Origin of the sequence: Parasphingorhabdus sp. (assembly GCF_039982415.1) — a bacterium.
In the GTDB taxonomy this organism is placed as follows: domain Bacteria; phylum Pseudomonadota; class Alphaproteobacteria; order Sphingomonadales; family Sphingomonadaceae; genus Parasphingorhabdus.
In genome coordinates, this window is sequence record NZ_JBDWYL010000001.1 from 404,232 (window position 1) to 427,794 (window position 23,563).

Here is a 23,563-nt window from a genome sequence, read left to right on the forward strand (position 1 = left end):
TAATTTTCGCGCCCGAAAAAACTTAATGATGTTGTTAACCCTATTTTAGCCCTGTTCTGTCAGAGAAGGCGGTGAACGTAATTCAGACGTCCTGATTAACCCGCGAAGAGACTAAGGGGAATAGAGTGCGAGTTCTAGCAATGGCATCCCAAAAAGGTGGTTCCGGCAAAACAACTTTGTCAGGCCATTTGGCCGTACAAGCCCAACTGGCCGGAGCAGGCCCGGTTGTATTGATTGATATCGACCCGCAAGGCTCATTAGCCGATTGGTGGAACGAACGGGAAGCCGAATTGCCAGCTTTTGCCCAAACCACTGTGTCTAGGCTTGCTGCTGACCTCGCGATTTTGCGGCAACAAGGTTTTAAAATGGCTGTGATCGATACACCGCCTGCTATAACCATGGCCATTCAGTCGGTTATTTCGGTTGCCGAACTTATTGTGATCCCAACTCGTCCCAGCCCGCATGACTTGCGCGCTGTTGGCGCAACGGTCGATCTTTGCGAACGCGCAGGCAAACCCTTGTTGTTCGTTGTAAACGGCGCAACGCCGAAAGCGAAAATTACATCAGAAGCAGCTGTGGCTTTGTCCCAGCACGGAACGGTAGCTCCAATCACCGTTCATCATCGTACGGATTTTGCCGGATCGATGATCGATGGCCGCACTGTGATGGAAGTGGACCCACAAGGTCGCTCATCCCAGGAAATACAGCAGCTCTGGGGTTATATCTCGGATCGTTTGGAAAAGAATTTCAGACGCACAGTATTTTCATCTCCTGCCATGGCACCGACCGCAAATGTCGGCACACCGCGGCCCGGAAGTAATTTCGGACGCAGGGTCATAGGATCCTAAGGGGAGGAGCAGAGAATATGAGCGAACCAAAACCATTAGCATCTCTTTCATCCTCGCTTTTGGCCCGTAAAGGCGGTGCAAAACCGGCGATGCGGCGTCAGGGTATGGCATTTCCTAGCGAATCGGATCAAGAAAATGAAGATCTGGGCTGGAATGATATGGGCTATGATGCAAATCCGGATCATGCCGATGCCGGACAAAATGATGCGAATAGCCAAGCTGGTCAGGATCAATATCATTATAATCCGCTTGCTGGTGCAATTCCCGAGCCTGTTCCCGCTGTGCGGAAGCAGCAGGAAGAAATTGCTGCCAAACTGAGCCAACAACCTAAGCGCGAAGAGCAGCGTCCGGCGGAGGCGCAGCCAGCGCCGCAACCGGTTCAACAAGAGACCGTTGCTCCTGTCGCAAAAAAACCAGAAGAACCGGTTGTGAAAGAGCAGGTTGTACCCGTTCCGCTTTCCATATCGCGTGAAGTGGCACCCGTGGCTGAAAATTCCAGCATCGGTGTTGCACCACCGCCGCGCAAGAAAGCTAAGAGCGTTGAAAAACCAGCGGCTAAAACGCGGAGGCCTGCACAAAAATCTCGGACACGCAAAGCCAAGGCTGCGTTTACCTTACGTTTAGATGCTGAAAGGCACCTAAAACTGCGCCTGGCGACCGCTGTGAAGAATGTTTCGGCGCAGCAGTTGGTAACCAAAGCCGTGGATGAATATTTGAGAACTATCCCCGAACTTGAAGACTTGGCAGAGCGCATTCCATCGCGCGGCGCTGCGTAAACTGAACATATAGAATTTAATTGCGAGGACATTGATATGAAACGCGATACAATATTGAAACTGGCTGCTTCAACGATGGTCATTTCCACAACTTTAACCGGCTGTGGACCATTCGGAGGTGGTTCGGTCGCATCTTTGTCGAGCAAGCCCGCCACCGTTAAAGATGGCGCAAAATATGCCAAGAAAGCCGAAAAAGCGCTTGCCAAAAATCAGGTTGAAAAGGCCATTGCTTATGCCGAGCGGTCTGTTGCCGGTGTCGGGACTGATCCTGAAACGCGCGCACTATTAGGCCAAGCCTATATGGCTGCCGGTCGATTTAATTCGGCTGAACGCAGCTTCCTGGATGCTGTGGAATTGGGTAAAAGAGATCCGCGCACCATTTTGAGCTTGAGTTTGTCACAACTGGCTCAAGGAAAAGCCAACAAGTCGAAGCAGTTATTGGCTAGTCACCGCCAATATATTCCAACGGCTGACTATGGATTGGCGCTTGCGTTGGCGGGTGATTCCAAAACCGCGATTGCGGAATTGGAAAATGCTATCCGTTCAGACAGTGCTACCGGTCGGACCAGACAAAATTTGGGACTGGCTTATGCGTTGGATGGCCGCTGGAAAGAAGCCAAGTTGATGGCTATGCAAGATATGACACCAGCGACAGTTGATAACCGTATCATGCAATGGGCCCAAATGGCTCGTCCAGGTGCCTATGACGTTCGTGTTGCATCTTTGCTGAATGTAGAGCCGGTTGCTAATGACCCCGGTCAACCGATCCGCTTGGCCTTGAACGCTGCGCCTAGTCTGCCTGCGGTCGCCGCGGCAAGCCCGGCCGAAGACTATAGCCGCGAAGTGGCAAGTTTCGATCGTGAAACACCGCTTCCTGCTGTTGGTCCTGCACCCGTTGCTGATTCTAAGACCGACTTTATGGCTAAGGAAAACAACGTGACCGTTACCAAGGTTGCTGTTCCTGCTAGCAAAGCAGTGGAGACGAATCCAGTTGTGAAAAAGCCAGCTGCTAAACCTGTTCCGCAAGCGCCAAAGAAGACGTTTATCGTGGAAGCGCCAAAGAAATCGTTAGTAACAGCGGCGCCTGCAAAAGCTTTGCCAGCTGCAACTGCCGCAACCCAAGCTATTGCTGCTGTGAAACCAGTGATGCAAAAAATTGCCTTCACGCCGCGCGCGCGTTCGATATCCAATGCCAAGCATCTTGTGCAACTTGGTGTCTTTTCGTCACCCGAAAATGTAAAGCGCGCTTGGGGTATTCTGTCTACCCAGAACAAAGATCTGGCTTCATTCCAATATGCAAGTTCCAAGATCCAGCGCAACGGCAAGACCTTGTATCGTTTGGCTGCCATGGGCTTTGGCAATGAGCAATCTGCAAAAGATATGTGTAGCGGTATCAAAGCCAAAGGCGGAGTTTGCATTGTTCGGAACGTTTCAAAAGTTCGCCCAACTCAAATGGCTGCGCGCTAAACTATCAACGCATTCGAAATTCTGTAAGGGCGGGAAAGCTATAGAGCTTTTCCGCCTTTATATATGGCGGATACTCTTCCTTGTACGGGAAGCTTGTCAAAGGGTGAGTTGCCCGCCGAGGCTGCCATTTTTTGTGTATCGACTTGCCAAGGAGCGTCGGGATCAAAAAGGATCAGGTCTGCTTCATAAAATGGCGTAATCTGACCGGCTTTAACGCCCAATATCTTGCCTGGATTTGTGGACAGCAATTCGAACAAGCGGCCGAGATGGATAATATTGTCGCGTACAAGATTAAGACTTAGTGCCAATAAAGTTTCGGCTCCGGCCATTCCGGATTCAGCTTCTGCAAAAGGCAGGCGTTTATCTTCGGGACCGCGGGGATCATGGCCCGATGAAATCACATCAATTGTGCCATCGCCAATGGCAGCAAGACACGCTTGACGGTCGGCTTCGCTGCGCAATGGTGGTGACATTTTTGCAAATGTTCGAAACTCGCTAATGGCGATGTCTGACAAAAACAAATGCGCCGGTGTAATTCCGCAGGTAACAGGTAAACCTTCTTGTTTTGCAGACCGGATCAAATCTAAACTCTGACCAGTGGTCGTTTGACGAAAGTGGACCCGGGCACCGCTTTCACGAATCAATGCTATGTCCCGGGCGACTGATAAAGCTTCGGCACATGCTGGAGCTCCAGCGAGGCCCAATCGTGTTGCCGTTTCACCAGCTGTTGCCACCGCATTAGCGGTTAGTCCATTATCTTCGCTGTGGACGATCACCGGCATTTCGAGCGATTTACAATAGTGCAGTAATTTTAGCATGGTGCCGCTATCGGCAATCCATTGCCTTCCCGTCGCCACGGCCTTTGCTCCTGCTTGTTTCATTAGGCCTATTTCAGCCAATTCCAATCCAAATAGACCTTTTGTCGCCGCGGCAAGGGGGTGGGACCAAAGATCAGGTTTCCCTTCAGATGCATTATGCTTAATCATAGCCGGCAGGTCTAAAACAGGCGATTGGTCGGGCATGAGCGCTGCGCGCGTTATTCCGCCAAAATGAAAAGCAGGTTTATCAATAGCGAACACCCCCAAATCGATAATGCCGGGCGCTAAAATGTTGCCTTGGCAGTCAATAACATGGGCATTGCCTGATTGATCTTGTTCGCCAACCGCGGCGATATGATCGCCGTTGGTGATGACGTAGCCATCTTGCGGGTCTTCGGCGCCCACTTGCAGAATTTTGGCATTGGTGAATATTTGCTTCATGACCAGCCCTCCACACCGCGGGATCGGCGGGTCAAAATGTCCAAACATGCCATGCGCACGGCCACGCCCATTTCCACTTGTTCTGTGATAGCCGAGCGTTCCAAATCATCTGCTATATCACTGCTAATTTCTACGCCGCGATTCATCGGTCCAGGATGCATGACGAGAGCATCGGTCTTTGCCAAAGCCAAACGGGATCGGTTTAACCCATAGAGATAGTGAAATTCTCTTGGACTGGGAATGAAGTCACCATTCATGCGCTCGTTTTGAAGCCGAAGCATCATGACGACATCGGTGCCGTCAAGGGCCTCTTCAAAATTGGAAAAGGCTTCAACATTCATACGATCAAGCGAATCTGGCAATAAGGAAATTGGAGCGCATACTCTGACTTTGGCCCCCAATGTGGTCAGACAATAAATATTAGAGCGGGCGACGCGGCTATGCATCACATCACCGCAAATGGTAACGGTTAAACCGCTGATATCGCCTTTGCGTCTTTGGATGGTGAGCGCGTCGAGCAGTGCTTGCGTGGGATGTTCATGACTGCCGTCGCCAGCATTGAGAACGGGACAATCCACTTTGTCGGCAATGAGTTGGACCGCTCCGGAACTGCCGTGCCGGATTACAATGGCATCCGCACGCATCGCATTGAGCGTGACAGCTGTATCAATCAGGGTTTCCCCCTTTTTTACGCTGGATTGCGCGGCGTGCATATTGACAACATCTGCTCCCATCCGTTTGCCTGCTATTTCAAAGGAAAGCAGTGTGCGGGTGCTGTTTTCGAAAAAAGCGTTGATGACGGTCAGGCCATCGAGCCGATTGGCATGTTTGCTGGATTGCCGGTTAAGATCCACCCATTGCTCAGCCTCTTTCAAAAGAAACAAAATTTCCCAAGGCTGTAGCCCGGCAATTCCCAATAGATGGCGATGTGGAAAAGCATCCGATCCTGCGGGAAAATCCTGTCCGGCGGCGGAAGATGAACGGTTTTGCTGTGATGTCATTAAAATCAGCCCTATAGAGGCATCATTCTATGGCGGCAAGCCCGTCAATCGCTCCTTGCAAAATATAAGCGGCGGCCATCTGATCGACAACGGCACTCCGTTTTTTGCGACTCACATCAGCGGCAATCAGATCGCGCGTCACCGCCTGCGTGCTCCAACGTTCATCCCATAATAATATCGGGAGGCCGAGGGGACGGAGATTTTGCGCGAAAGATTTCGCAGCTTGGGTTTGTTTGCTTTGGCTGCCGTCGAGATTGAGAGGTAATCCGACAACAAACCCGGAAACAAATTGTTCGTCGATGACGGTTTTGATCCGTTCCAGGTCTTTTGAAAATTTGCGACGTTCTATAGTTTCCGCTGCGGTCGCTATCATCCATTGCGAATCGCACAGGGCCATGCCGACGGTCTTGGTACCGACATCAAGGCCTAGCAACCGTCCGCCATTGGGGAGGGCCGCGCGAAAAACCGCTCGATCTTCTGTCATTAACGCGCGAGAAATGCGGTCATCCTTTTCCAAACATCGGCACGAACATTGCGCCAGAATAAGCTGTAATCATAAACATGATAATTATTGCCGGGCAAGGTATAGGGACCGAGATCCGGGGGATCGCCGATGAGGAGAAAGCCTCTGTCATCACAACGGGCAGGAACCGCACCCACCACCAGGGTCGCATCGCTGAGTTCATCATTGGGAACAAGGGTGCCCAAATTTTGATCCGCGTCGGACTGGCTATTAATATCGCCATTTAATGGATTGGTGCACAAAATACTCGTATCTTTTCGCGGTTCGCCGTTATAGCCTATCGTGGTGTCATAAACGTTGATAATTCTCTCATAATCTGCTGGTTCAGCGAAACTTTCCCAACTTAACAGGCAGTTGGTCTGTTCCGCTTCCTCGCAAATGTCTAAACCAAGGGCAGGGACGTCAGCTTCCACTGAAACCGGCCACCCGACGACATAAGCCGCGACGATTCGATTGGCGAGCGGCGTTCCTGAAACGCGATCTTTCAACAAATTGGTCAGATGGAGACTGCCTTGACTATGTCCCGCCAATATTATTGGGCGATCATCCGGCACTTGGCTGATGAAATAATCAAAGGCGATCAATACATCGTTGTAAGCTGCGTCGAGCGCCTGTTGCCCTTCCTTCTTATCCGTCAGAAAAGCACCTAAAGTGGCCTGCCTGTATCGCGGCGCCCAAACATCTCCCGCTTGATTGAAAGCGCTGGCTTGGCCTCGTAAGAAAATTTTCGTGCGATCTTCGGTCTCTTTATCACCAAGGGGGGCATTCCACATATTTTTGTTGATGAAGGAAGTGGGATGAATGAAGAATATCGCGGCTCGCTGTTCTTTCTTGGGCTTTTTCCCGTCAGTTTCATAGCCCTGCGGCAGCCATAGCGCTGGATTGCCTTTGACAATCTCTGGCCGGGCATACCACATTGAAATATCGGCATAAATACTGTCTTCGAGCACGTCTTGCGCCTGGAATTCCGTATCCGGAACGAACACCACTTCGGCCAATTCTTCGCCATAGAGGCTCAGAACAAAGGCTCCGGCAATGAACAACACAACCATGGTCGCAACAAAATAAAGAAATTTACGCGCCAATTTTTTTACTCCAATTTTGGCTTTGGCCGCTCATTCAACTTGAAGCGGCCCCGCGCCAATGCTAGCGGCGCGAAGTATAGTATTTTCCGTGCCCTTACCCGAAAAAAGATGAACCGATAAAGAATGAAATATGTCAGTCGATAAAGAAACCGTGAAAAAGATCGCAAACCTGTCTCGGATCGCCGTAACCGAAGAGGAAGTCGAAGCCCTCGTGCCAGAGCTTAACAATATCCTCGGTTGGGTGGAGCAATTGAGCGAAGTGGATTGCTCCAAGGTCGAACCAATGACGGCAGTCATCCCCAATAAACTGCGTTTGCGCGATGATGTGGTCAGTGATGGTGATGTCCGCGATAAGGTCCTCGCCAATGCACCAGTGGCTGAACATGGCTTCTTTGGTGTGCCGAAGGTGATCGAATAATGGCTGAGATTTTTGAATTGGGCATTGCCGGAATTCGCAGCGGAATTACGGCGGGAGATTTTTCCGCTAAAGAAGTCGCTGAAATATTTATCGCGCGAGTGAGCACGGCCAAATCGTTAAACGCTGTCCTGGTAGAGACGCCTGATCATGCGATGGCTGCCGCGGAAGCAACTGACAAGGCGAAAGCTTCTGGGGAACCGCTCGGGAAAATGGCGGGTGTGCCGATCGGTATGAAAGATCTGTTCTGCACCGAAGGCGTTGCAACAACAGCCGCAAGTGTAATTTTGGACGGTTTCACACCGCAATATGAATCGACTGTGTCTGCCAATCTGTTCAAAGCGGGTGCAGGCATGCTCGGAAAGCTGAACATGGACCAGTTTGCCATGGGTTCATCTAATGAAACCAGTGCTTTCGGCAATGTGATTTCACCATGGCGGCGGAATGACGGTGGCAATACCGATCTGGCGCCCGGTGGTTCTTCGGGTGGCAGTGCTGCGGTGGTGTCCGGACGTATCTGCCCCGCTGCGACGGGTACTGATACTGGCGGCTCCATCCGCCAACCCGCGGCTTTTGTGGGTATAACCGGTTTCAAGCCGACTTATGGCCGCTGCTCACGCTGGGGCACAATTGCCTTTGCAAGCTCACTTGATCAGGCTGGTCCCATGGCACATGATGTGCGTGATTGTGCCATCATGCTGGAATCAATGGCAGGATTTGATCCCAAGGATTCAACCTCGCTCGATTTGCCGGTTCCTGAGTGGGAAGCAGGCCTGAAAAGCGATTTGACTGGTAAGCGTATCGGTATCCCCAAGGAATATCGGGTCGACAATATGCCGCCAGAAATTGATGCGCTTTGGAAGCAGGGCATAGAGTGGCTCAAAGATGCGGGCGCGAAGATCGTTGATGTGTCCTTGCCGCACACAAAATATGCGTTGCCTGCTTACTACATCATCGCACCAGCAGAAGCCTCCTCCAATCTCGCTCGCTATGATGGTGTGCGTTACGGCATGCGTGATCTACCGGATGGAGCAGGGTTGCAGGACATGTATGCCGCTACCCGGGAATCCGGCTTTGGCCCTGAGGTCAAGCGCCGGATCATGATCGGTACTTACGTGCTATCAGCGGGCTATTATGACGCCTATTACACACAAGCACAGAAAGTGCGGACGCTGATCTCGCAAGATTTCGACAAAGCTTGGGAAAGCTGTGACCTTTTGCTAACGCCAACCGCGCCCAGCGCGGCCTTTGGACTCGGCGAAAAAACCGATCCGCTGGCCATGTATTTGAACGATGTGTTCACGGTGCCAAGCAGCCTCGCAGGCCTGCCAGCAATGTCAGTACCAGCAGGACTAGACGGGCAGGGGCTTCCCTTGGGATTGCAGATTATAGGCAAGGCACTGGACGAACAGGGTGTGTTTAATGCCGGTCTGGCATTGGAAGATCGCGCCGGGTTTGTTGCTAAGCCGGAGCAGTGGTGGTGAATGTTTTTGAGTGGTCAGCTCTCGGGCTCATCTTATTTGGGTTAGTTGTTCCGTTTTGGGCGATTGTGGTGATATCAGCCAAAGGCTCAAGACAAAGTAAGAGTTTTGGTCCAAGCGCACGCTATTTTGCTTATTCAAAAGTTATGGATACGTTGATGGCAGAGTTGAAGGATGGGAAGACAAATCGTGCACCCATTGTAGTTGCATCGGTCAGAGAACTGAAAAAGTATTCGGAATATCGAGATATTAGCGTTCTATTTCTTGAAGAGGTGAGTGTTAATGGGAACCGAAAATTTGACCGAGTTTTGGAACAGGAACTGAAAACAGTGGAAGCTGAATTTTTGAAAGTGACAAATGACTGAATCAACCTATCGAATCCAGGGTGCAACCGGTGAATGGGAGGTCGTAATCGGCCTTGAAGTGCATGCGCAGATTACTTCAAATGCAAAGCTCTTTTCCGGGGCTTCCACCGAATTTGGGGCTGAGCCCAACACGCAGGTCAGCCTGGTCGACGCCGCCATGCCGGGAATGCTGCCGGTATTGAACAAGGAATGCGTTCGCCAGGCCGTACGCACTGGCCTCGCAATCGATGCGCAGATCAACAAATATTCGCGTTTCGATCGGAAGAATTATTTCTATGCCGATTTGCCGCAGGGCTATCAGATTTCTCAGCTTTATCACCCGATCGTGGGCGAAGGAAAAATAGAAATCTCGCTGGATGAAAAAGATCCTGATGCTCATGGTAAGACGGTCGGCGTTGAACGCATCCATATCGAACAGGATGCCGGAAAGCTCATGCACGATCAACATCCGACCATGAGCTATGTCGATCTCAATCGTTGCGGCGTAGCCTTGATGGAAATCGTATCGATGCCTGATATGACATCGCCAAAAGAAGCAGCAGCTTATGTCCGTAAGCTCAGATCAATTCTACGATATGTGGGCAGCTGCGACGGCAATATGGAGCAAGGCTCCATGCGGGCCGACGTCAATGTCTCCGTCCGCAAACCCGGTGACAAATTGGGCATCCGGACTGAAACTAAAAACGTCAACTCCCTGCGCTTCATTCAACAGGTCATCGAATATGAGGCCCAGCGTCAGGTGGATGTGCTCGAAGAAGGCGGAGAGATTGTTCAGGAAACCCGCCTGTTTGATCCAGACCGGAACGAAACACGCTCCATGCGCTCCAAGGAAGATGCGCATGATTACCGATATTTTCCCGATCCAGATCTTTTGCCATTGGAGTTGGAAGATGAGTTTATCTTCAATTGTAAAGCCAGTCTTCCGGAATTGCCCGATGAAAAGCGTGCGCGCTACAAAAATGTTCTTGGTCTCAGCGCCTATAATGCAGCGGTTCTGACGGCCGAGCATGAAACCGCGCTCTGGTTTGAGCAATTGCTGGAAACTACCGATGAGCCAGAAAAAATCGCAAGTTCAGCAGCCAATTGGTTGACGTCCGAGTTATTCGGCGCACTCAATAAAATGGGATTATCCATTGAGCAAAGCCCAGTCTCTCCCCAACAAGCAGCAGAACTCCTTGGCCTTATCGCTGACGGTACAATCTCCGGCAAGATTGCCAAGCAAGTGTTCGAGATCATGCTGGAAACCGGCGATGGTGCAGCCAAGATTGTTGAAGAAAAAGGCTTGAAACAGGAATCCGACACCGGTGCGATTGAGAAAGTTATCGCTGATGTCATGACGGCAAATGAAGACAAAGTTGCCGAATATCGCGGCGGCAAGGACAAATTATTCGGTTTTTTCGTTGGGCAAACAATGAAAGCGATGCAAGGCAAAGCCAATCCACAGGTGGTGAACGAGCTTTTGAAAAAGACGCTTGGTTCAGCAAGCTAATCGATCTGATTAAATTAGCGGCACGAACGCGCAAAGCGGGCTTGCCCTTTGGGCACCTTTCCGCTAGGCGCACGCGTCAATCAAAATTCGATAGTGGTTTGACGGTGTAACTCGTGCGGGCGTGGCGGAATTGGTAGACGCGCCAGATTTAGGTTCTGGTATCTTCGGGTGTGGGGGTTCGAGTCCCTTCGCCCGCACCAAAGCACCGAAAAATTGATCGAAAAAGAAATTATGAAGGCATTAAAGGGTAATCATGCAGATTGTTGAAACGCTGAACGAAGGCCTTAAACGGGCTTATGACATCAAAATCTCCGCGAAAGATATTGAAACACGTGTAGATAATGAGGTTAAAAAATTGGCTCCACAGGTCAATATGCCTGGTTTCCGCAAAGGCAAAGTGCCAGCGAATCTCGTGCGTAAAATGCATAATGACGCATTGTTGCAAGACGCATTGAGTAGCACCGTTCAGGAAAGCGTTGAAAAGACGATCGCGGATAATAATCTCCGCCCTGCGATGCAACCTAGTGTGACATTGGCCGATGGCTATGAGGCCGGGAAAGATGCCGACGTGAAAGTGGAACTGGAGATTTTACCAGAAGTGCCAACCCCCTCTGTGGAAGGCTTGACGCTGGAACGACTGCAAGTCGAAGCGGATGAAAAAACCGTCCAAGAATCGCTTGATAAATTTGCTGAAAGTCAGAAGCAATTTGAAACCGCCGCGAAAAGCCACAAAGCGAAAATTGGAGATCAGTGCTTAATTGATTTTGAAGGCAAGGTTGACGGAGTGCCCTTTGAAGGTGGCAAAGGCGAGGGTATGGCGATTGAGTTGGGATCCGGCCGCTTGATTCCTGGTTTTGAAGATCAACTGGTTGGCAAAAAAGCCAATGACGAAGTGCTCGTTAAAGTAACCTTCCCTGAAGACTACAATGTCGAGACCCTGAAGGGCAAAGATGCAACTTTTGATGTTGTTATTGGTGAAGTGCAAACGGCAAAAGCCTCCAAAGCCGACGACGAAATGGCAAAAGCCATGGGTTTGGAAGGGCTGGAGCAATTGACCGAATTGCTTAAAGGGCAGATTGAACAAGAGCTCAACGGTCTGACGCGCACCCATATGAAACGCAAATTGCTTGATCAGTTGGCCGCTTCCCACGATTTTGAAGTGCCGCCGACCATGGTGGAAGCTGAGTTTAATCAAATCTGGCAACAGCTTGAGCAAGAAGCTGCACAAGAAGAAGATCCGGACAAAGCCAGAAAAGAAATGGAAGACGAAAAGGATGAATATCGCGAAATCGCTGTGCGTCGTGTTCGTCTTGGATTGCTATTGTCCGAAATTGGCCAAGCCAATGGCGTAGAAGTGAGTCAGCAGGAAATGTCCATGTTGGTTCAACAAGCTGCGCAGCAATATCGCGAAGAAGATCGCCAACGCTTCATGGAATATATCCAACAGGATCAGATGGCAGCCGCCCAATTGCGCGCGCCAATGTATGAAGACAAAGTGGTCGATTTCTTGTTCGAGAAAGCGGAAATTACCGACAAGAAGGTAACCCGCGAAGAACTGGAAGCGGCCATAGAAGCGGAAGACGAAGCAGAAGCAAAGCCAGCGAAGAAAAAAGCGCCAGCGAAAAAAGCACCCGCAAAAAAAGCGGCTGCGAAAAAGCCCGCTGCAAAAAAACCGGCCGCTAAAAAGTCAGCTGCAAAGGCAACCGAAGCAAAAGCTCCTGCCAAAAAGGCGCCGGCCAAGAAAGCGCCGGCGAAAAAACCTGCTGCGAAAAAGCCAGCGGCCAAAAAGCCCGCTGCTAAAAAACCCGCTGCAAAGAAATAGACAAATATTCCTAGCCGGACATGCTTTGGCATCGTCCGGCTAGTATGAAGGCTTAAAAGCTGACGTCACTTGCTTTGTTGATCACCGTTCCAAGAATACCATATTCCTTGGCTTCATCAGTCGACATCCAATAGTCGCGATCAATATCTTCGATAACGCGCTTTACGGTTTGTCCAGTTGCTTCCGCAATTTTCTGGGCAATGCGTTCCCGCATTTTGACAATTTCTTCCGCTTGAATCGCAATATCTGAGGCCTTGCCGCCCGCGCCGCCCGACGGCTGATGAATAAGAAACCGGGTATTGGGTAAGCAATAGCGTTGTTCTGCAGGCACCCCGAGAAAAATATGCGTCGCGATGCTGGCAACCCAACCTGTGCCGATAACCGCGACCGGGGCATTAATATATTCAATCAAATCATGAATGGTGTCGCCTGATTCAACATGGCCACCGGGTGAATTGATCAGCAAGCGGATTGGATCATCGCTTACATGATCCAAATAGAGCATTTGTGCTGATACGCGCTCGGCTAGTTTCTGATCAACACCGCCGAAAATCATAACTGTACGCGTTTCCAAAACTCGCTTCATCATGAAGGCCATAGGATCGCTACCGCCATTTTCTTCTTCTGAGAGAAATTGAGGTATCGAGGGTGAATATTCGGGCATCTATGTCTCCTGAATTCGGTTTTGGTGGGTGTAGACTGTTCATAGCGCTGAGAAAAATGATGCGCAACGGCATCATAATCTCGATTTGGAATGGAAAAAATACTTAACCGACTTGAACATTGCCGAAGATACTCCGATGTAGGTTTAAACCGACAGGGACTCTTTTCTTTCGAGCCCTGTTTTTACTGAAGAGTTTTCAAAAAGGCACTGACTTACCATGCATGATCCGATCGTCGACGCTCTTGTTCCCGTCGTTATTGAACAATCCAACCGCGGAGAGCGTAGCTTTGACATATTTTCTCGGCTGTTGCGGGAGCGTATTGTTTTTGTAACCGGGCCGGTAGAAGATAATATGGCGTCCATTATTACTGCTCAATTGCTGTTTCTCGAATCAGAGAATCCGAAAAAGGATATTTATCTCTATATTAATTCTCCTGGCGGCGTGGTTACGGCAGGAATGGCCATACATGACACGATGCAATATATTCGACCTCGGGTCGGCACCGTTTGCGTAGGGCAAGCGGCATCTATGGGGAGCTTTTTGTTGGCATCGGGCGAACCAGGCATGCGGATGGCAACAACTAACGCGCGGATCATGGTCCACCAACCATCCGGCGGCGCTCAAGGTATGGCATCTGATATTGAAATACAGGCCAAAGAGATTCTCCGGATTCGGACCCGTATGAACGAACTTTATGCGAAATATACTGGGAAACCGATCAAGGAAATTGAAAAAGCAATGGATCGGGACACATTTTTGGAAGCGGACGAAGCGAAAGCATTCGGATTGGTGGACGAGGTGTATGATAAGCGGCCAAAGCCCGCAGAAGATGATAAATGAGATGTTATCGCAGCCCTAAATGAAAATTAAGCTGCTCTCTTTACATTCACCTTCTGCTGTAAACCGCTCTGAAAAAAGCGGTGGCAATTTGTATTTTCAGGGTTAGATTGTTGTTCTGGCCTATGTTTAAGGACTTTTTATGACGAAATTGACGGGATCCGATTCGAAGAGCACACTTTATTGCTCGTTCTGCGGGAAATCCCAGCATGAAGTCCGCAAGCTTATTGCGGGACCAACGGTATTTATTTGCGACGAATGTGTGGAGCTGTGCAACGACATTATTCGCGAAGAAACCAAAGGTGCAATCACCGGTAAAAAAGATGGCGAAGTGCCATCACCTCAAGAAATCTGTGATGTGCTGAATGACTATGTGATTGGTCAAGATCGTGCGAAACGTGTTTTGTCGGTCGCTGTGCATAACCACTATAAGCGCCTGAACCATGCTGCGAAGTCGGGTGAAATTGAGCTCGCAAAATCCAATATTTTGCTGGTTGGGCCAACCGGCTGCGGTAAAACGCTTTTGGCGCAAACTTTAGCGAAGACTTTTGATGTGCCATTTACCATGGCAGACGCAACAACGTTGACCGAAGCAGGCTATGTTGGTGAAGATGTTGAGAATATCATACTAAAATTGCTGCAGTCCTCCGATTATAACGTGGAAAAAGCGCAGCGCGGTATTGTCTATATTGATGAGATAGACAAAATTAGCCGCAAAGCGGAAAATCCCTCGATTACCCGGGATGTATCGGGTGAGGGCGTTCAACAGGCTCTGTTGAAGCTTATGGAGGGTACAACAGCTAGCGTTCCGCCCCAAGGTGGCCGTAAGCATCCTCAGCAAGAGTTTTTGCAAGTTGATACCACCAATATTTTGTTTATTTGTGGTGGCGCCTTTGCTGGCCTGGAAAAAATCATTGGTGACCGATTGGAAGCCAAATCGATTGGCTTTGGCGCCCATGTTTCTGCGCCGGAAGAGCGCAAAATCGGCAAGACATTGCAACAAGGTGAGCCAGAGGATTTATTGAAATTCGGCCTTATTCCGGAATTTGTCGGACGCTTGCCGGTTATCGCCACTCTGGAAGATCTTGACATAGATGCGTTGGTGCAGATTTTACAGGAACCGAAAAATGCTCTGGTCAAACAATATGCCAAGCTTTTTGAATTGGAAGATGTGGCGTTGACCTTTACCGAAGATGCGCTTGTCGCCATTGGCAATAAAGCGATTGAACGGAAAACCGGTGCCCGCGGATTGCGATCGATTGTTGAGAATATCTTGCTCGACACCATGTTTGATTTGCCGGATCTGGAAGATGTCGATGAGATTGTTATCGATAAAGATGTTGTTGCAGGAACCAAAGAGCCGGTCAAAGTGATCGCTAAAAGCAGCAAGTCGAAAAAGGAAGATGCGGCTTAAGGCCTATTCTTAGAAACTCCAATTAGACCCCAGAATTAAAAGCGAAATATTTGCCAAGACTAATATTTGGTTATTGGATCCTTTTTGCTGTGAATGATCCGTATCTCACGACTTTCAATAGTCGGGATCATGGTGCCATAGAAAAGCTGCATAGGCGCTGGACAAGCCGAATATCAAGAGAAGGATATAACGATGATCCTCGCCTGATAGGGTGAACCAAAAGACCAGGCATGATACCACAAGAGCAACGATCGCCGCTGCGTTTACGACAAGATTTCTTCGCCATTCAATCAGCCGTAACTTATTTAAAATTTGCGAGTTTTTGGGGCTCCCGGACATTTTTTTTGTATCTAGATAAATATATTCAGCCAGTCTTTTCGTGTCTTCCATCAGCATCTGGGATATTTGATCATCGCTATTCATCATATACTCCTGAAATTAAATGAGTAATTCCCGCATCTTCTTGCGGGCTCTTTGAACATAGGTTTTTACAGACCCTAAGGGGGCATTCATCGCTTGTGCTGCTTCGGAATGGGAGAAGCCGTGGGCATCGCATAATAGAATAGCGGCTCTTTCCTGTTCGGAAAGCATAAGCATTGCTTTTTGCAAATCCATCGAAAGGTCGACATCAACCGAGGCTGGTTCGCTCTGTAAGGCCGTCAAATTAGATTTAAGGCGGTCAACTACCTTACGATGGCGAAGCAACTGCAAATATTCGAGATAGGCAATTTTGAATAACCAGGTACGAAATGTGGATTTGAATCGGAATTGTCGTATCTTTCGATAGGCTTGGAAAATGGCGGTTTGAGAAATATCATCCACGTTCATATCATTTCCAGCTAGGCGATACAGAAACGCGAGCAAAGGAGCCTGATGGCGCCGTACCAACTCGGCATAGCTCCCGGCATCCCCGGATGCTTGGACCAGCCTTGCCAGTTGCTCGTCAGACAGTTTCTCCATTAGAGCAGATCAGCCTAAGAATATTGCCTGGATTGGTCTGATGAAGCGTAAAAATGGAAAAATAGATAAGTCACGCCAAGCGTGAAGGGGAAAATGGAGATGCTCTGTAACAAGGAGCGAATATCATTTGACTCAAGGCTGAATGAAAAGCCCCATAAGCCAAATGTTGTGGCGAGAAACAGCATCGCTCTGCGTAAATCAGCAAATGGTCGTGATTTGGTCCAAGCAATAGCTTCAAGAGCCTTATGGTCGCTAATTGCTGCGTTCTGAAGGGCTATTTCGAGAACTTTCAAGGTTTGTTTGCGGCCCCTGTAACTGAGATATTGAGAAAATCCCAAAGTCGTAAATAGGCCGCATATGAAAGAAATGGGGACCAATATGTCGAAATTCAGCGATTCCATTTGGGGCTCCTACAATTTTAATATCTGCCACCTTAGATGCTAGCCAAAGCGCGATTGGATGTAATGTAGAGAAAAATATTTATTGGGCCGCTGGAACATCCAATGCCGTGACCTCCCGCATCTATGAAGCAGTGAAAACAGGAGGTTAAATTGCAAAATTTGAGATTGGGAATGGCGACTCTAAGTTTGATTGGATTGATGTCCACAAACGCAAACGCATCTGATCAACAGCCAAAATCGACCCAACAACAGGAGATAGAAAACAATATCGATAACTGGCTTGAAAAGCATGACGTACCAGCTGTTGCTATCGCCTATATTGAAAAGGGAAACTTGCAATGGTCCGGTGTATTTGGTGAACAAAGCCCAGGAGTGAACGCCACTTCTGATACACTGTTCAATATTGCCTCGATGACGAAATCTATTAGCGCGGAAACAATTTTGCGGCTTGCTTCGTCTGGCAAAATCAACTTGGATGAACAGATGTCGGTTCACTGGATTGACCCCGATATTGCGCGCGACCCTCGACATCAGCTTCTGACCCCTAAAATTGCGCTCCGACATCGCGCCGGGTTTCCCAATTGGCGTCCAAAGAACGGTGATGGGCTGGCGTTTCAATTTACGCCCGGTGAACAGGCATCTTATTCGGGAGAAGGCTATGATTATGTCGCGCGCTTTGCGGAAAAGAAACTGGATCGATCCTTTACTGCACTCGCCCATCAAGAAATATTCCAACCTTTAGATATGGATCAGGTCTCTTATGTCGGAGAAAAATGGTTTAGCGGACGCGTCGCCCAGCCGCAGGGACCAGACGGAAAGCGCCGTACGGCGGATGTCAGAGATAAATGGAGCGCGGCCGATGATGTGCATATAACAATTCGGGATTATACGAAGTTTCTCATAAGCGTCATGAAAAATGAAGGACTCTCCAAATATCTAGCAGATCAAAGATTTAAGTTGTCCGACAATATTTTTGCGAAGGGTTGCCCTTGGGGACCGGACTCCTGTCCCCTAAAAGGCGGATTTGCAATGGGATGGGCGGTGTTCGAATATCAAGGGGAAACTGTTATCATGCAAGGCGGCGGTGATTGGGGCGAACGCACATTGGGCTTTTTCGTGCCCGAACGAGAAATTGGAATTGCCGTCTTCACCAACGGTGCCAATGGCAGTGCAATTATCAAGAAAGTTGTAGAGATCTTACATCCCGGTTCTGACTATATCGCATTTCTTGCGTTCCAAGCACGCCAATAGGCGGCTCCATGTTACGATAGAATTGGCTCAGAGACTTACCTTGCCGGTGGAAACCCCGGCAAGGACGGCGCTAATTTTGTTGTGAACCCCAAATTTCGCGTAAATTCGGCGTGTATAGCTGTCTATGGTTGTGGGCTGGACACCCAAAATTGTCGAAATATCGGTAACGCTTTTGCCAAAGGCCAGCCATTGCAAAACTTCTGTTTCGCGGCGTGACAAATCAATTTGCTCCATTTTGTCGCCAAAGCACGCAACAATTTTAATATGAGAAACGCTAGCCAATGATTCTAACTGACAAGTAATACCAGGCTCCAAACTGTGGATATCCTGTTTGAAGCCAAAACACATACACCCTTCGATTTTATAGGGACCGTAAACCGGAATTATATATTCATCGACGATTCCATGGCTTGCCACTCTTTTTTGAATTCTTTCAGAAAAGCGTTGGTTGATGACTTTTTGGCTGGCCATCAAGGACAGATAATTGGTTGGTGCGCCATGAGAAATTATCACGTCATGCAAATTTTCGATCTGTTTACGCAATCCGACATTTTCCGAAGCATGCCGATTTGGCCAAGCATTGCTGAAAAGCAACCTGGGAATGTCCGTTGCAGGTGAATGTACTGCTGGCGCAATATGATAAGTAAAGGAAATAGAACCAAGGGATTGCGACATACGCAAAATCCGTTTCACCATCGCAAATGGAGACCTTGCAATTTCGGGTGCTTTGATTTTTGGTTCGATTTTCATCGGCCAGTAATTCTCCCCGTTCCCAATGTTTACGGTTAACAAATATAGAAATTCTTCATAATTCTGGCAGTAACGTGAACACGTGGCAAGATAATCAATATCCTCCCAATCGCCACCGAAAATTTACCGTCAGGCTAGATAAAACTGCCGTTTTTCAAATTTGAAACCGCTTAGTTGTTATAGAAATTCAAGTTCCATCAAGCGTTATGGATAAATGCAGATATCCAACTTTTCTCGCTGAACAATATTGATTCGTGCCGATATTATGTTGCCATAGCGCCGGGTAAAGCCGCTTGGGCTGACGACTGCGCGTTCTTTCGGGAGGGGCAGGGCGGCTGCGATTCGAGCGGCCTGGATTTTGTTTAGTTCCGCAGCATCTTGTTTGAAATAACGTTGGGCGCCGGCTTGGGCGCCATATGTGCCAATCCCGGTTTCAGCCACATTGAGGTAAACCTCCATGATCCGCTTTTTTCCCCAGATTTTTTCGATGAGAAAAGTGAAATAGGCTTCAAACCCTTTCCGAAAATAGCCGCCGCCTTGCCACAGAAACACATTTTTCGCCGTCTGTTGAGATATGGTCGATCCGCCGCGAATTCGGCCACCTTCTCTATTGCGTTGGATCGCCTTTTTAATGGCTTGGCGATCAAATCCATCATGATCACAAAATTTGCTATCCTCGGCAGCGATAACGGCCCGGACTAAATTGGGCGATATATTGTTCAGGGCCGTCCAATCTTTGGTAATTCCGTTTTTGTCCATGATCATCGTTGCTGTAACTGGTGGAGGGACAAACGAATAAAGTCCGACCCAAAACAAACTGAACAACAGAAAATAGACCGTTAGCCGAAAGAACAGAAAAATAAATCTGACGGGAAGGCTTTGTTTTTGCGAGGCCATATACCAGCGGTAAACAAAAAATGCCCTGAAAACAAATATTGTTTCAGGGCATTTAGATGTTCATATTAAGCGAGAGATTGGGGGGTTAACCCGCTGCAAGTAGTTGTTTTTCACCAGCAATTCTTAGCATCGCTTTTTGCAATTTTTCAAAAGCACGTACTTCTATCTGACGAATTCGCTCTCGGCTAACCTCATAAACTTTGCTGAGGTCTTCGAGCGTTTTCGGATCTTCAGACAAACGCCGTTCCGCAAGAATATGCTGTTCGCGTTCATTCAGCGATTCCATCGCTTCGTTCAGCATTTCGTGACGGAAATCAGCTTCCTGTGCATCAGCAATTTGTTGGTCATGCAGCGGACTATCATCTTCCAATGTGTCTTGCCATTGTCCACCGTCGCCATCTTCCGATAGTGGCACGTTTAAGGAGGCGTCACCTCCCATTGACATGCGCCGGTTCATATTGACAACTTCGTGCTCAGCAACGCCTAAGTCTGAAGAGATCTTATTTACATCTTCGGGGGAAAGATCGCCGTCTTCAAATGCTTCGAGATTGTTTTTCATCCGCCGTAAATTAAAGAAAAGCTTTTTCTGCGCTGCGGTTGTGCCCATTTTGACGAGGCTCCAGCTGCGCAACACATATTCTTGTATCGACGCACGGATCCACCACATGGCGTAAGTAGCTAAGCGGAAACCTCTATCGGGTTCAAATTTCTTTACACCTTGCATCAGGCCAACATTTCCTTCGGAAATAAGGTCCGATACTGGAAGGCCATAACCACGAAAGCCCATAGCAATCTTGGCTACGAGTCGCAGATGCGAGGTTACAAGCTGGGCTGCGGCTTCCTGATCTTTATGTTCAGAATAGCGTTTCGCCAGCATATATTCTTGTTCGGGTTTTAATAACGGAAATTTACGGACTTCCGAAAGATAACGGTTCAGGCTCGCGTCCCCCCCTAAGGCAGGGATTTTTGCCGGAACATTGCTATTATTAGCCATTTTTGTTCCTTCTCTGGTTTGCCGCCGGGCCTCATCAAGCACCCATTGGTCTCATTCCATATAGTATCTATTACTTATACACGCAACTTACTGAATAGTTCCTGCATATCGGGTGGAAAGTTACAGTTAAATAACAATTTTTTTCCCGTTATGGGATGAACAAATCCAAGAATAGCAGCATGAAGCGCTTGACGGCAAAATCGAATATCTTTTCTGCCGGAAAGCAATGATTTTCGACGAGTACCATATAGAGGGTCACCAATAAGGCTATACCCGATATGGGACATATGGACCCGGACTTGATGGGTGCGCCCGGTTTCCAATTGGCATTCCACTAGAGTCGCCCCGTTTAAGGGTTCTTTGGTGGTGTAATGAGTGATTGCAGTCTTGCCCTTATCATCCCCGACAACGGCCATTTTCTTCCGATCAACATTGCTCCGCCCGATATTGCCTTCGATTGTTGCGGAATGGGGATTGGGCCGGCCATTGCAAATCGCTAGATAGCGGCGTTCAATATCATGCGCAGCAAATAATGCAGTCAATCCTTGATGCGCTTTGTCGGTTTTTGCCGCAACCATTAGGCCTGACGTGTCTTTGTCTATCCGATGCACAATTCCTGGGCGTGTCACACCACCAATGCCAGATAACTGGCCTTTGCAATGATGCAGCAATGCGTTGACCAAAGTACCATCAGCATGTCCGGCTGCAGGATGGACAACCAAGCCGGCGGTTTTGTTGATCACAATGAGATGATCATCTTCAAAAACAACATCCAGAGGAATATCCTGAGGTTGCGCCGGACCTTCAACCGGGGCGGGCACGGTGAGCGCAAAATTTTTGCCAGCGCATTTTTTGGATGATGGATCGGTACAGGGTACCCCATTGATTAGCAGGTTTCCGCCGACAATGAGGTTTTTGATTCGTTCGCGAGAAAGGTCATCCAGCAGGCCCGCTAAAGACGCATCGAGACGTTGTTTTTTATCGGTCTGCGGAACAATACCGGATTTTATGGATTGTGCCTCGTTCATCGCCTAGATGTGGGCCATGAAACTGGTCATATCAAGCAAGATATTGGACGAATTGCAGGAACTTGCCCGACTTTCTGCGCCAAATGAAATATGTGGCCTGTTATTTGGTCAAAATAGGACGATTTCTGAATTTTTGGCCAGTGCTAATGTCGCTGCGGACACAGAAAAATATTTTGAGATTGATCCTTCAACATTGATTGCGGCGGAGCGGCGGATGCGAGGCGGCGGCATTCCGATTATGGGCTATTATCACTCGCACCCGTCGGGCGGTATTGAACCATCGCGAACAGATGCGCTATCGGCCGCGCCAGATGGTCGACTATGGTTGATTATCAATGGTCAATCAGCCGCAGCATGGTGCGCTTGTTCTGATGGAGAATTTTATGGGCGTTTTGATCGGATCACTCTTGATTGCATCCGTACAAACGGCCAAACAGCGGTCGAATGAGTTTTCATAACTTAAGGGCCAATATCCATGTCTGAATCCGGTGTCGATCTAGCTGCATTATTATGTTCAAAACTCTGCCATGATTTGTTGAGCCCGGTTGGGGCGATCAACAATGGCCTTGAACTGTTGGAAGATGAAACAGACCCGGAAATGCGTGATCGGTGTCTTGATCTATTGGCCGATAGTGCGCGGGCTTCAGCCGATAAGTTAAAATATTTTCGCCTGGCCTTTGGAGCTGCTGGCGGCTTTGGTGACGAGGTCGATCCTGCCGAAGCCAAGCAATTGGTCCAAAATTTGGTGGGTGATCAAGGGAAAATCACTTTGGGTTGGGCCGTTCAAAGCGGGACGTTGCCGAAAAAGGCGATCAAAATATTGCTCAACCTGGCACTAATTGCGCGCGAAGCGTTGGTCCGAGGTGGTCAGTTGGATGTCGGAGCCGAACAAGGCGATAACGGCATTGAAGTCGTAGTCCGAGCGGAAGGCCCTAAAATTGCCTTGGACGAAGGAATTCGTGAAGCTTTAGAAGGAAGTTTGCCGCAATCTGAACTCACGGCTCGCACCGCGGCGGCTTGGATGTCGCGCGAACTGTCTTGTACCAATGGCGGTGATTTGAGAGTTTCGCCGTCTTCATCAACAGAATTATTATTAGGCGCAATTGTTGTCTAGCGGCTTTAAATCAGGAGTCTAAGTGCCATGGATATGATCTGGACGCCGTCGCCAAATTTTGATGAGCGCAAGTTGCCGATCACAATATTGGTGTTGCACTATACCGGAATGCAAGACGCTGCCTCTGCCATTAATTGGCTGGCCAATCCGGAGGCAAAAGTTTCTGCCCATTATGTGGTGACCGAAGATGGTCAGGTGGTAAACATGGTCAAGGAAGATCAGCGTGCTTGGCATGCCGGCCGCGGAGCTTGGCGTGGTATAACCGATGTTAACAGTGCCAGTGTCGGGATTGAGATTGTCAATCCTGGTCATGAATGGGGCTATGTTCCCTTTCCCGAAGAACAAATGGATTCGGTTACTCGACTGGCCCATGATATTGTCGAAAGATATGGGATTGTTCCATCCAATGTCATCGGTCACAGTGATTTGGCACCAGCGCGCAAACAGGATCCGGGAGAGTTATTTGATTGGGATCGATTGGCCCGGCACGGCATTGCCCTTAAGAAACCTTCGCTGAATCGCGGTGAACCCCCTTGGACAGATGGTGGGTTTATGTTGGCTCTCGAACGTTTCGGTTATGATATTTCGGCCGAAAAGGATGCCGTCATTGCCTTTCAACGTCGTTTTCGGCCGAAGAATATTGATGGTGTCATCGATGGCGAGTGTAGATCACTGCTCTTGTCTTTAATGCTCGACAGGGAGCGCGGAATCACTAAATAGA

The 23,563-nt window shown here is 48.9% G+C and carries 26 protein-coding genes and 1 tRNA gene; 15 read left to right on the forward strand and 12 right to left on the reverse strand.

The features are described from left to right. The first annotated feature begins 125 nt into the window (after positions 1 to 125). Genes ABJU74_RS02010 through ABJU74_RS02020 form a run of 3 tightly spaced genes read left to right on the forward strand, consistent with a single transcriptional unit; the run spans position 126 to position 3,091 of the window. Positions 126 to 848: a ParA family protein gene (locus tag ABJU74_RS02010; protein ID WP_348385900.1), complete on the forward strand. Its 723-nt coding sequence runs from the start codon at positions 126 to 128 to the stop codon at positions 846 to 848. A gap of 17 nt (positions 849 to 865) precedes the next feature. Beyond that, a complete protein-coding gene (locus tag ABJU74_RS02015) occupies positions 866 to 1,624 on the forward strand; it encodes a hypothetical protein (protein ID WP_348385901.1) in 759 nt (252 codons plus the stop codon). A gap of 36 nt (positions 1,625 to 1,660) precedes the next feature. Then, the gene (locus ABJU74_RS02020) at positions 1,661 to 3,091 is read left to right on the forward strand and encodes an SPOR domain-containing protein (protein ID WP_348385902.1); all 1,431 of its coding nucleotides are present in this window, start codon (positions 1,661 to 1,663) and stop codon (positions 3,089 to 3,091) included. Positions 3,092 to 3,129: 38 nt separating this feature from the next. Here the strand turns inward: ABJU74_RS02020 and ABJU74_RS02025 are convergent, their stop codons facing one another. The 4 genes from ABJU74_RS02025 to ABJU74_RS02040 are packed head-to-tail and all read right to left on the reverse strand — an operon-like array spanning position 3,130 to position 6,959. Then, positions 3,130 to 4,350 carry a dihydroorotase gene (locus tag ABJU74_RS02025; RefSeq protein ID WP_348385903.1) on the reverse strand — a complete coding sequence of 407 codons (1,221 nt, stop codon included), beginning with the start codon at positions 4,348 to 4,350 and terminating at the stop codon, positions 3,130 to 3,132. Continuing rightward, positions 4,347 to 5,351, reverse strand: coding sequence for an aspartate carbamoyltransferase catalytic subunit (locus tag ABJU74_RS02030; protein ID WP_348385904.1), 1,005 nt, complete (start codon positions 5,349 to 5,351; stop codon positions 4,347 to 4,349). Before ABJU74_RS02030 ends, ABJU74_RS02025 begins: the two co-directional genes overlap by 4 nt. 22 nt (positions 5,352 to 5,373) lie before the next feature. Continuing rightward, positions 5,374 to 5,835 (reverse strand): Holliday junction resolvase RuvX, encoded by a 462-nt coding sequence (ruvX, locus tag ABJU74_RS02035; RefSeq protein WP_348385905.1) that lies wholly within the window; start codon positions 5,833 to 5,835, stop codon positions 5,374 to 5,376. Then, positions 5,835 to 6,959, reverse strand: coding sequence for a DUF3089 domain-containing protein (locus tag ABJU74_RS02040; RefSeq protein ID WP_348385906.1), 1,125 nt, complete (start codon positions 6,957 to 6,959; stop codon positions 5,835 to 5,837). The genes ruvX and ABJU74_RS02040 overlap by 1 nt, the downstream gene beginning before the upstream one ends. A gap of 130 nt (positions 6,960 to 7,089) precedes the next feature. Here ABJU74_RS02040 and gatC point away from each other — a divergent pair, with 130 nt between their 5' ends. The 6 genes from gatC (at position 7,090) to tig (ending at position 12,531) form a co-directional block, all read left to right on the forward strand. Further along, positions 7,090 to 7,377, forward strand: a complete 288-nt coding sequence (gatC, locus tag ABJU74_RS02045; RefSeq protein WP_348385907.1) for an Asp-tRNA(Asn)/Glu-tRNA(Gln) amidotransferase subunit GatC — start codon at positions 7,090 to 7,092, stop codon at positions 7,375 to 7,377. Continuing rightward, positions 7,377 to 8,858 carry an Asp-tRNA(Asn)/Glu-tRNA(Gln) amidotransferase subunit GatA gene (gene gatA / locus ABJU74_RS02050; protein WP_348385908.1) on the forward strand — a complete coding sequence of 494 codons (1,482 nt, stop codon included), beginning with the start codon at positions 7,377 to 7,379 and terminating at the stop codon, positions 8,856 to 8,858. Before gatC ends, gatA begins: the two co-directional genes overlap by 1 nt. Next, entirely contained in the window at positions 8,855 to 9,220 is a 366-nt protein-coding gene (locus ABJU74_RS02055) for a hypothetical protein (RefSeq protein ID WP_348385909.1), read from the forward strand. Before gatA ends, ABJU74_RS02055 begins: the two co-directional genes overlap by 4 nt. Further along, positions 9,213 to 10,709 carry an Asp-tRNA(Asn)/Glu-tRNA(Gln) amidotransferase subunit GatB gene (gene gatB / locus ABJU74_RS02060; protein ID WP_348385910.1) on the forward strand — a complete coding sequence of 499 codons (1,497 nt, stop codon included), beginning with the start codon at positions 9,213 to 9,215 and terminating at the stop codon, positions 10,707 to 10,709. The genes ABJU74_RS02055 and gatB overlap by 8 nt, the downstream gene beginning before the upstream one ends. 115 nt (positions 10,710 to 10,824) lie before the next feature. Beyond that, positions 10,825 to 10,909, forward strand: a tRNA-Leu gene (locus tag ABJU74_RS02065). A gap of 53 nt (positions 10,910 to 10,962) precedes the next feature. Next, the gene (gene tig, locus ABJU74_RS02070) at positions 10,963 to 12,531 is read left to right on the forward strand and encodes a trigger factor (protein ID WP_348385911.1); all 1,569 of its coding nucleotides are present in this window, start codon (positions 10,963 to 10,965) and stop codon (positions 12,529 to 12,531) included. Between the two features lie 52 nt (positions 12,532 to 12,583). On the opposite strand, the gene ABJU74_RS02075 is transcribed toward tig, so the two are convergent. After that, complete coding sequence (locus ABJU74_RS02075; RefSeq protein ID WP_348385912.1) at positions 12,584 to 13,195, reverse strand: ATP-dependent Clp protease proteolytic subunit; 612 nt, start codon at positions 13,193 to 13,195, stop codon at positions 12,584 to 12,586. A gap of 217 nt (positions 13,196 to 13,412) precedes the next feature. On the opposite strand from ABJU74_RS02075, the gene ABJU74_RS02080 reads away from it, so the two are divergent. Continuing rightward, positions 13,413 to 14,036 (forward strand): ATP-dependent Clp protease proteolytic subunit, encoded by a 624-nt coding sequence (locus tag ABJU74_RS02080; RefSeq protein ID WP_348385913.1) that lies wholly within the window; start codon positions 13,413 to 13,415, stop codon positions 14,034 to 14,036. A gap of 139 nt (positions 14,037 to 14,175) precedes the next feature. Then, positions 14,176 to 15,447 (forward strand): ATP-dependent Clp protease ATP-binding subunit ClpX, encoded by a 1,272-nt coding sequence (gene clpX, locus ABJU74_RS02085; protein ID WP_348385914.1) that lies wholly within the window; start codon positions 14,176 to 14,178, stop codon positions 15,445 to 15,447. 114 nt (positions 15,448 to 15,561) lie between these two features. Here the strand turns inward: clpX and ABJU74_RS02090 are convergent, their stop codons facing one another. From ABJU74_RS02090 to ABJU74_RS02100, 3 genes are read right to left on the reverse strand one after another with little or no spacing between them, the layout of a single operon-like run. Further along, positions 15,562 to 15,873 carry a hypothetical protein gene (locus ABJU74_RS02090; RefSeq protein WP_348385915.1) on the reverse strand — a complete coding sequence of 104 codons (312 nt, stop codon included), beginning with the start codon at positions 15,871 to 15,873 and terminating at the stop codon, positions 15,562 to 15,564. Between the two features lie 12 nt (positions 15,874 to 15,885). Further along, complete coding sequence (locus tag ABJU74_RS02095; protein ID WP_348385916.1) at positions 15,886 to 16,407, reverse strand: RNA polymerase sigma factor; 522 nt, start codon at positions 16,405 to 16,407, stop codon at positions 15,886 to 15,888. A 14-nt stretch (positions 16,408 to 16,421) separates the two neighbouring features. Then, entirely contained in the window at positions 16,422 to 16,700 is a 279-nt protein-coding gene (locus ABJU74_RS02100) for a hypothetical protein (RefSeq protein ID WP_348385917.1), read from the reverse strand. Between the two features lie 306 nt (positions 16,701 to 17,006). Between ABJU74_RS02100 and ABJU74_RS02105 the strand changes: the two genes are divergently transcribed. Continuing rightward, entirely contained in the window at positions 17,007 to 18,059 is a 1,053-nt protein-coding gene (locus ABJU74_RS02105) for a serine hydrolase domain-containing protein (RefSeq protein WP_348385918.1), read from the forward strand. A gap of 27 nt (positions 18,060 to 18,086) precedes the next feature. On the opposite strand, the gene ABJU74_RS02110 is transcribed toward ABJU74_RS02105, so the two are convergent. The 4 genes from ABJU74_RS02110 to ABJU74_RS02125 all read right to left on the reverse strand — a co-directional run bounded on the left by ABJU74_RS02110 (position 18,087) and on the right by ABJU74_RS02125 (position 21,728). Beyond that, positions 18,087 to 18,809, reverse strand: coding sequence for a LuxR C-terminal-related transcriptional regulator (locus ABJU74_RS02110; protein ID WP_348385919.1), 723 nt, complete (start codon positions 18,807 to 18,809; stop codon positions 18,087 to 18,089). A gap of 204 nt (positions 18,810 to 19,013) precedes the next feature. Then, on the reverse strand, positions 19,014 to 19,706 hold the full coding sequence (mtgA, locus tag ABJU74_RS02115) for a monofunctional biosynthetic peptidoglycan transglycosylase (RefSeq protein WP_348385920.1): 693 nt from the start codon (positions 19,704 to 19,706) through the stop codon (positions 19,014 to 19,016). A gap of 85 nt (positions 19,707 to 19,791) precedes the next feature. Next, the gene (rpoH, locus tag ABJU74_RS02120) at positions 19,792 to 20,700 is read right to left on the reverse strand and encodes an RNA polymerase sigma factor RpoH (protein ID WP_348385936.1); all 909 of its coding nucleotides are present in this window, start codon (positions 20,698 to 20,700) and stop codon (positions 19,792 to 19,794) included. 74 nt (positions 20,701 to 20,774) lie between these two features. Further along, positions 20,775 to 21,728, reverse strand: a complete 954-nt coding sequence (locus tag ABJU74_RS02125; RefSeq protein WP_348382862.1) for an RluA family pseudouridine synthase — start codon at positions 21,726 to 21,728, stop codon at positions 20,775 to 20,777. Between the two features lie 16 nt (positions 21,729 to 21,744). Between ABJU74_RS02125 and ABJU74_RS02130 the strand changes: the two genes are divergently transcribed. Genes ABJU74_RS02130 through ABJU74_RS02140 form a run of 3 tightly spaced genes read left to right on the forward strand, consistent with a single transcriptional unit; the run spans position 21,745 to position 23,562 of the window. Further along, positions 21,745 to 22,176: a M67 family metallopeptidase gene (locus tag ABJU74_RS02130; protein WP_348382863.1), complete on the forward strand. Its 432-nt coding sequence runs from the start codon at positions 21,745 to 21,747 to the stop codon at positions 22,174 to 22,176. A gap of 27 nt (positions 22,177 to 22,203) precedes the next feature. Further along, entirely contained in the window at positions 22,204 to 22,842 is a 639-nt protein-coding gene (locus tag ABJU74_RS02135; RefSeq protein ID WP_348382864.1) for a histidine phosphotransferase family protein, read from the forward strand. 33 nt (positions 22,843 to 22,875) lie between these two features. Next, entirely contained in the window at positions 22,876 to 23,562 is a 687-nt protein-coding gene (locus ABJU74_RS02140) for an N-acetylmuramoyl-L-alanine amidase (protein ID WP_348382991.1), read from the forward strand. The last annotated feature ends 1 nt before the right edge of the window (position 23,563 follow it).

Excerpts from the sequence above, each read along its gene's own strand:
- ABJU74_RS02015 (WP_348385901.1), top strand. The coding sequence starts at position 866 with ATGAGCGAACCAAAACCATTAGCATCTCTTTCATCCTCGCTTTTGGCC.
- ABJU74_RS02020 (WP_348385902.1), top strand. The coding sequence starts at position 1,661 with ATGAAACGCGATACAATATTGAAACTGGCTGCTTCAACGATGGTCATT.
- ABJU74_RS02025 (WP_348385903.1), bottom strand. The coding sequence starts at position 4,350 with ATGAAGCAAATATTCACCAATGCCAAAATTCTGCAAGTGGGCGCCGAA.
- ABJU74_RS02030 (WP_348385904.1), bottom strand. The coding sequence starts at position 5,351 with ATGACATCACAGCAAAACCGTTCATCTTCCGCCGCCGGACAGGATTTT.
- ruvX (WP_348385905.1), bottom strand. The coding sequence starts at position 5,835 with ATGACAGAAGATCGAGCGGTTTTTCGCGCGGCCCTCCCCAATGGCGGA.
- gatC (WP_348385907.1), top strand. The coding sequence starts at position 7,090 with ATGTCAGTCGATAAAGAAACCGTGAAAAAGATCGCAAACCTGTCTCGG.
- gatA (WP_348385908.1), top strand. The coding sequence starts at position 7,377 with ATGGCTGAGATTTTTGAATTGGGCATTGCCGGAATTCGCAGCGGAATT.
- gatB (WP_348385910.1), top strand. The coding sequence starts at position 9,213 with ATGACTGAATCAACCTATCGAATCCAGGGTGCAACCGGTGAATGGGAG.
- tig (WP_348385911.1), top strand. The coding sequence starts at position 10,963 with ATGCAGATTGTTGAAACGCTGAACGAAGGCCTTAAACGGGCTTATGAC.
- ABJU74_RS02075 (WP_348385912.1), bottom strand. The coding sequence starts at position 13,195 with ATGCCCGAATATTCACCCTCGATACCTCAATTTCTCTCAGAAGAAGAA.
- ABJU74_RS02080 (WP_348385913.1), top strand. The coding sequence starts at position 13,413 with ATGCATGATCCGATCGTCGACGCTCTTGTTCCCGTCGTTATTGAACAA.
- clpX (WP_348385914.1), top strand. The coding sequence starts at position 14,176 with ATGACGAAATTGACGGGATCCGATTCGAAGAGCACACTTTATTGCTCG.
- ABJU74_RS02090 (WP_348385915.1), bottom strand. The coding sequence starts at position 15,873 with ATGATGAATAGCGATGATCAAATATCCCAGATGCTGATGGAAGACACG.
- ABJU74_RS02095 (WP_348385916.1), bottom strand. The coding sequence starts at position 16,407 with ATGGAGAAACTGTCTGACGAGCAACTGGCAAGGCTGGTCCAAGCATCC.
- ABJU74_RS02105 (WP_348385918.1), top strand. The coding sequence starts at position 17,007 with ATGTCCACAAACGCAAACGCATCTGATCAACAGCCAAAATCGACCCAA.
- ABJU74_RS02110 (WP_348385919.1), bottom strand. The coding sequence starts at position 18,809 with ATGAAAATCGAACCAAAAATCAAAGCACCCGAAATTGCAAGGTCTCCA.
- mtgA (WP_348385920.1), bottom strand. The coding sequence starts at position 19,706 with ATGGCCTCGCAAAAACAAAGCCTTCCCGTCAGATTTATTTTTCTGTTC.
- rpoH (WP_348385936.1), bottom strand. The coding sequence starts at position 20,700 with ATGGCTAATAATAGCAATGTTCCGGCAAAAATCCCTGCCTTAGGGGGG.
- ABJU74_RS02125 (WP_348382862.1), bottom strand. The coding sequence starts at position 21,728 with ATGAACGAGGCACAATCCATAAAATCCGGTATTGTTCCGCAGACCGAT.
- ABJU74_RS02130 (WP_348382863.1), top strand. The coding sequence starts at position 21,745 with ATGAAACTGGTCATATCAAGCAAGATATTGGACGAATTGCAGGAACTT.
- ABJU74_RS02135 (WP_348382864.1), top strand. The coding sequence starts at position 22,204 with ATGTCTGAATCCGGTGTCGATCTAGCTGCATTATTATGTTCAAAACTC.
- ABJU74_RS02140 (WP_348382991.1), top strand. The coding sequence starts at position 22,876 with ATGATCTGGACGCCGTCGCCAAATTTTGATGAGCGCAAGTTGCCGATC.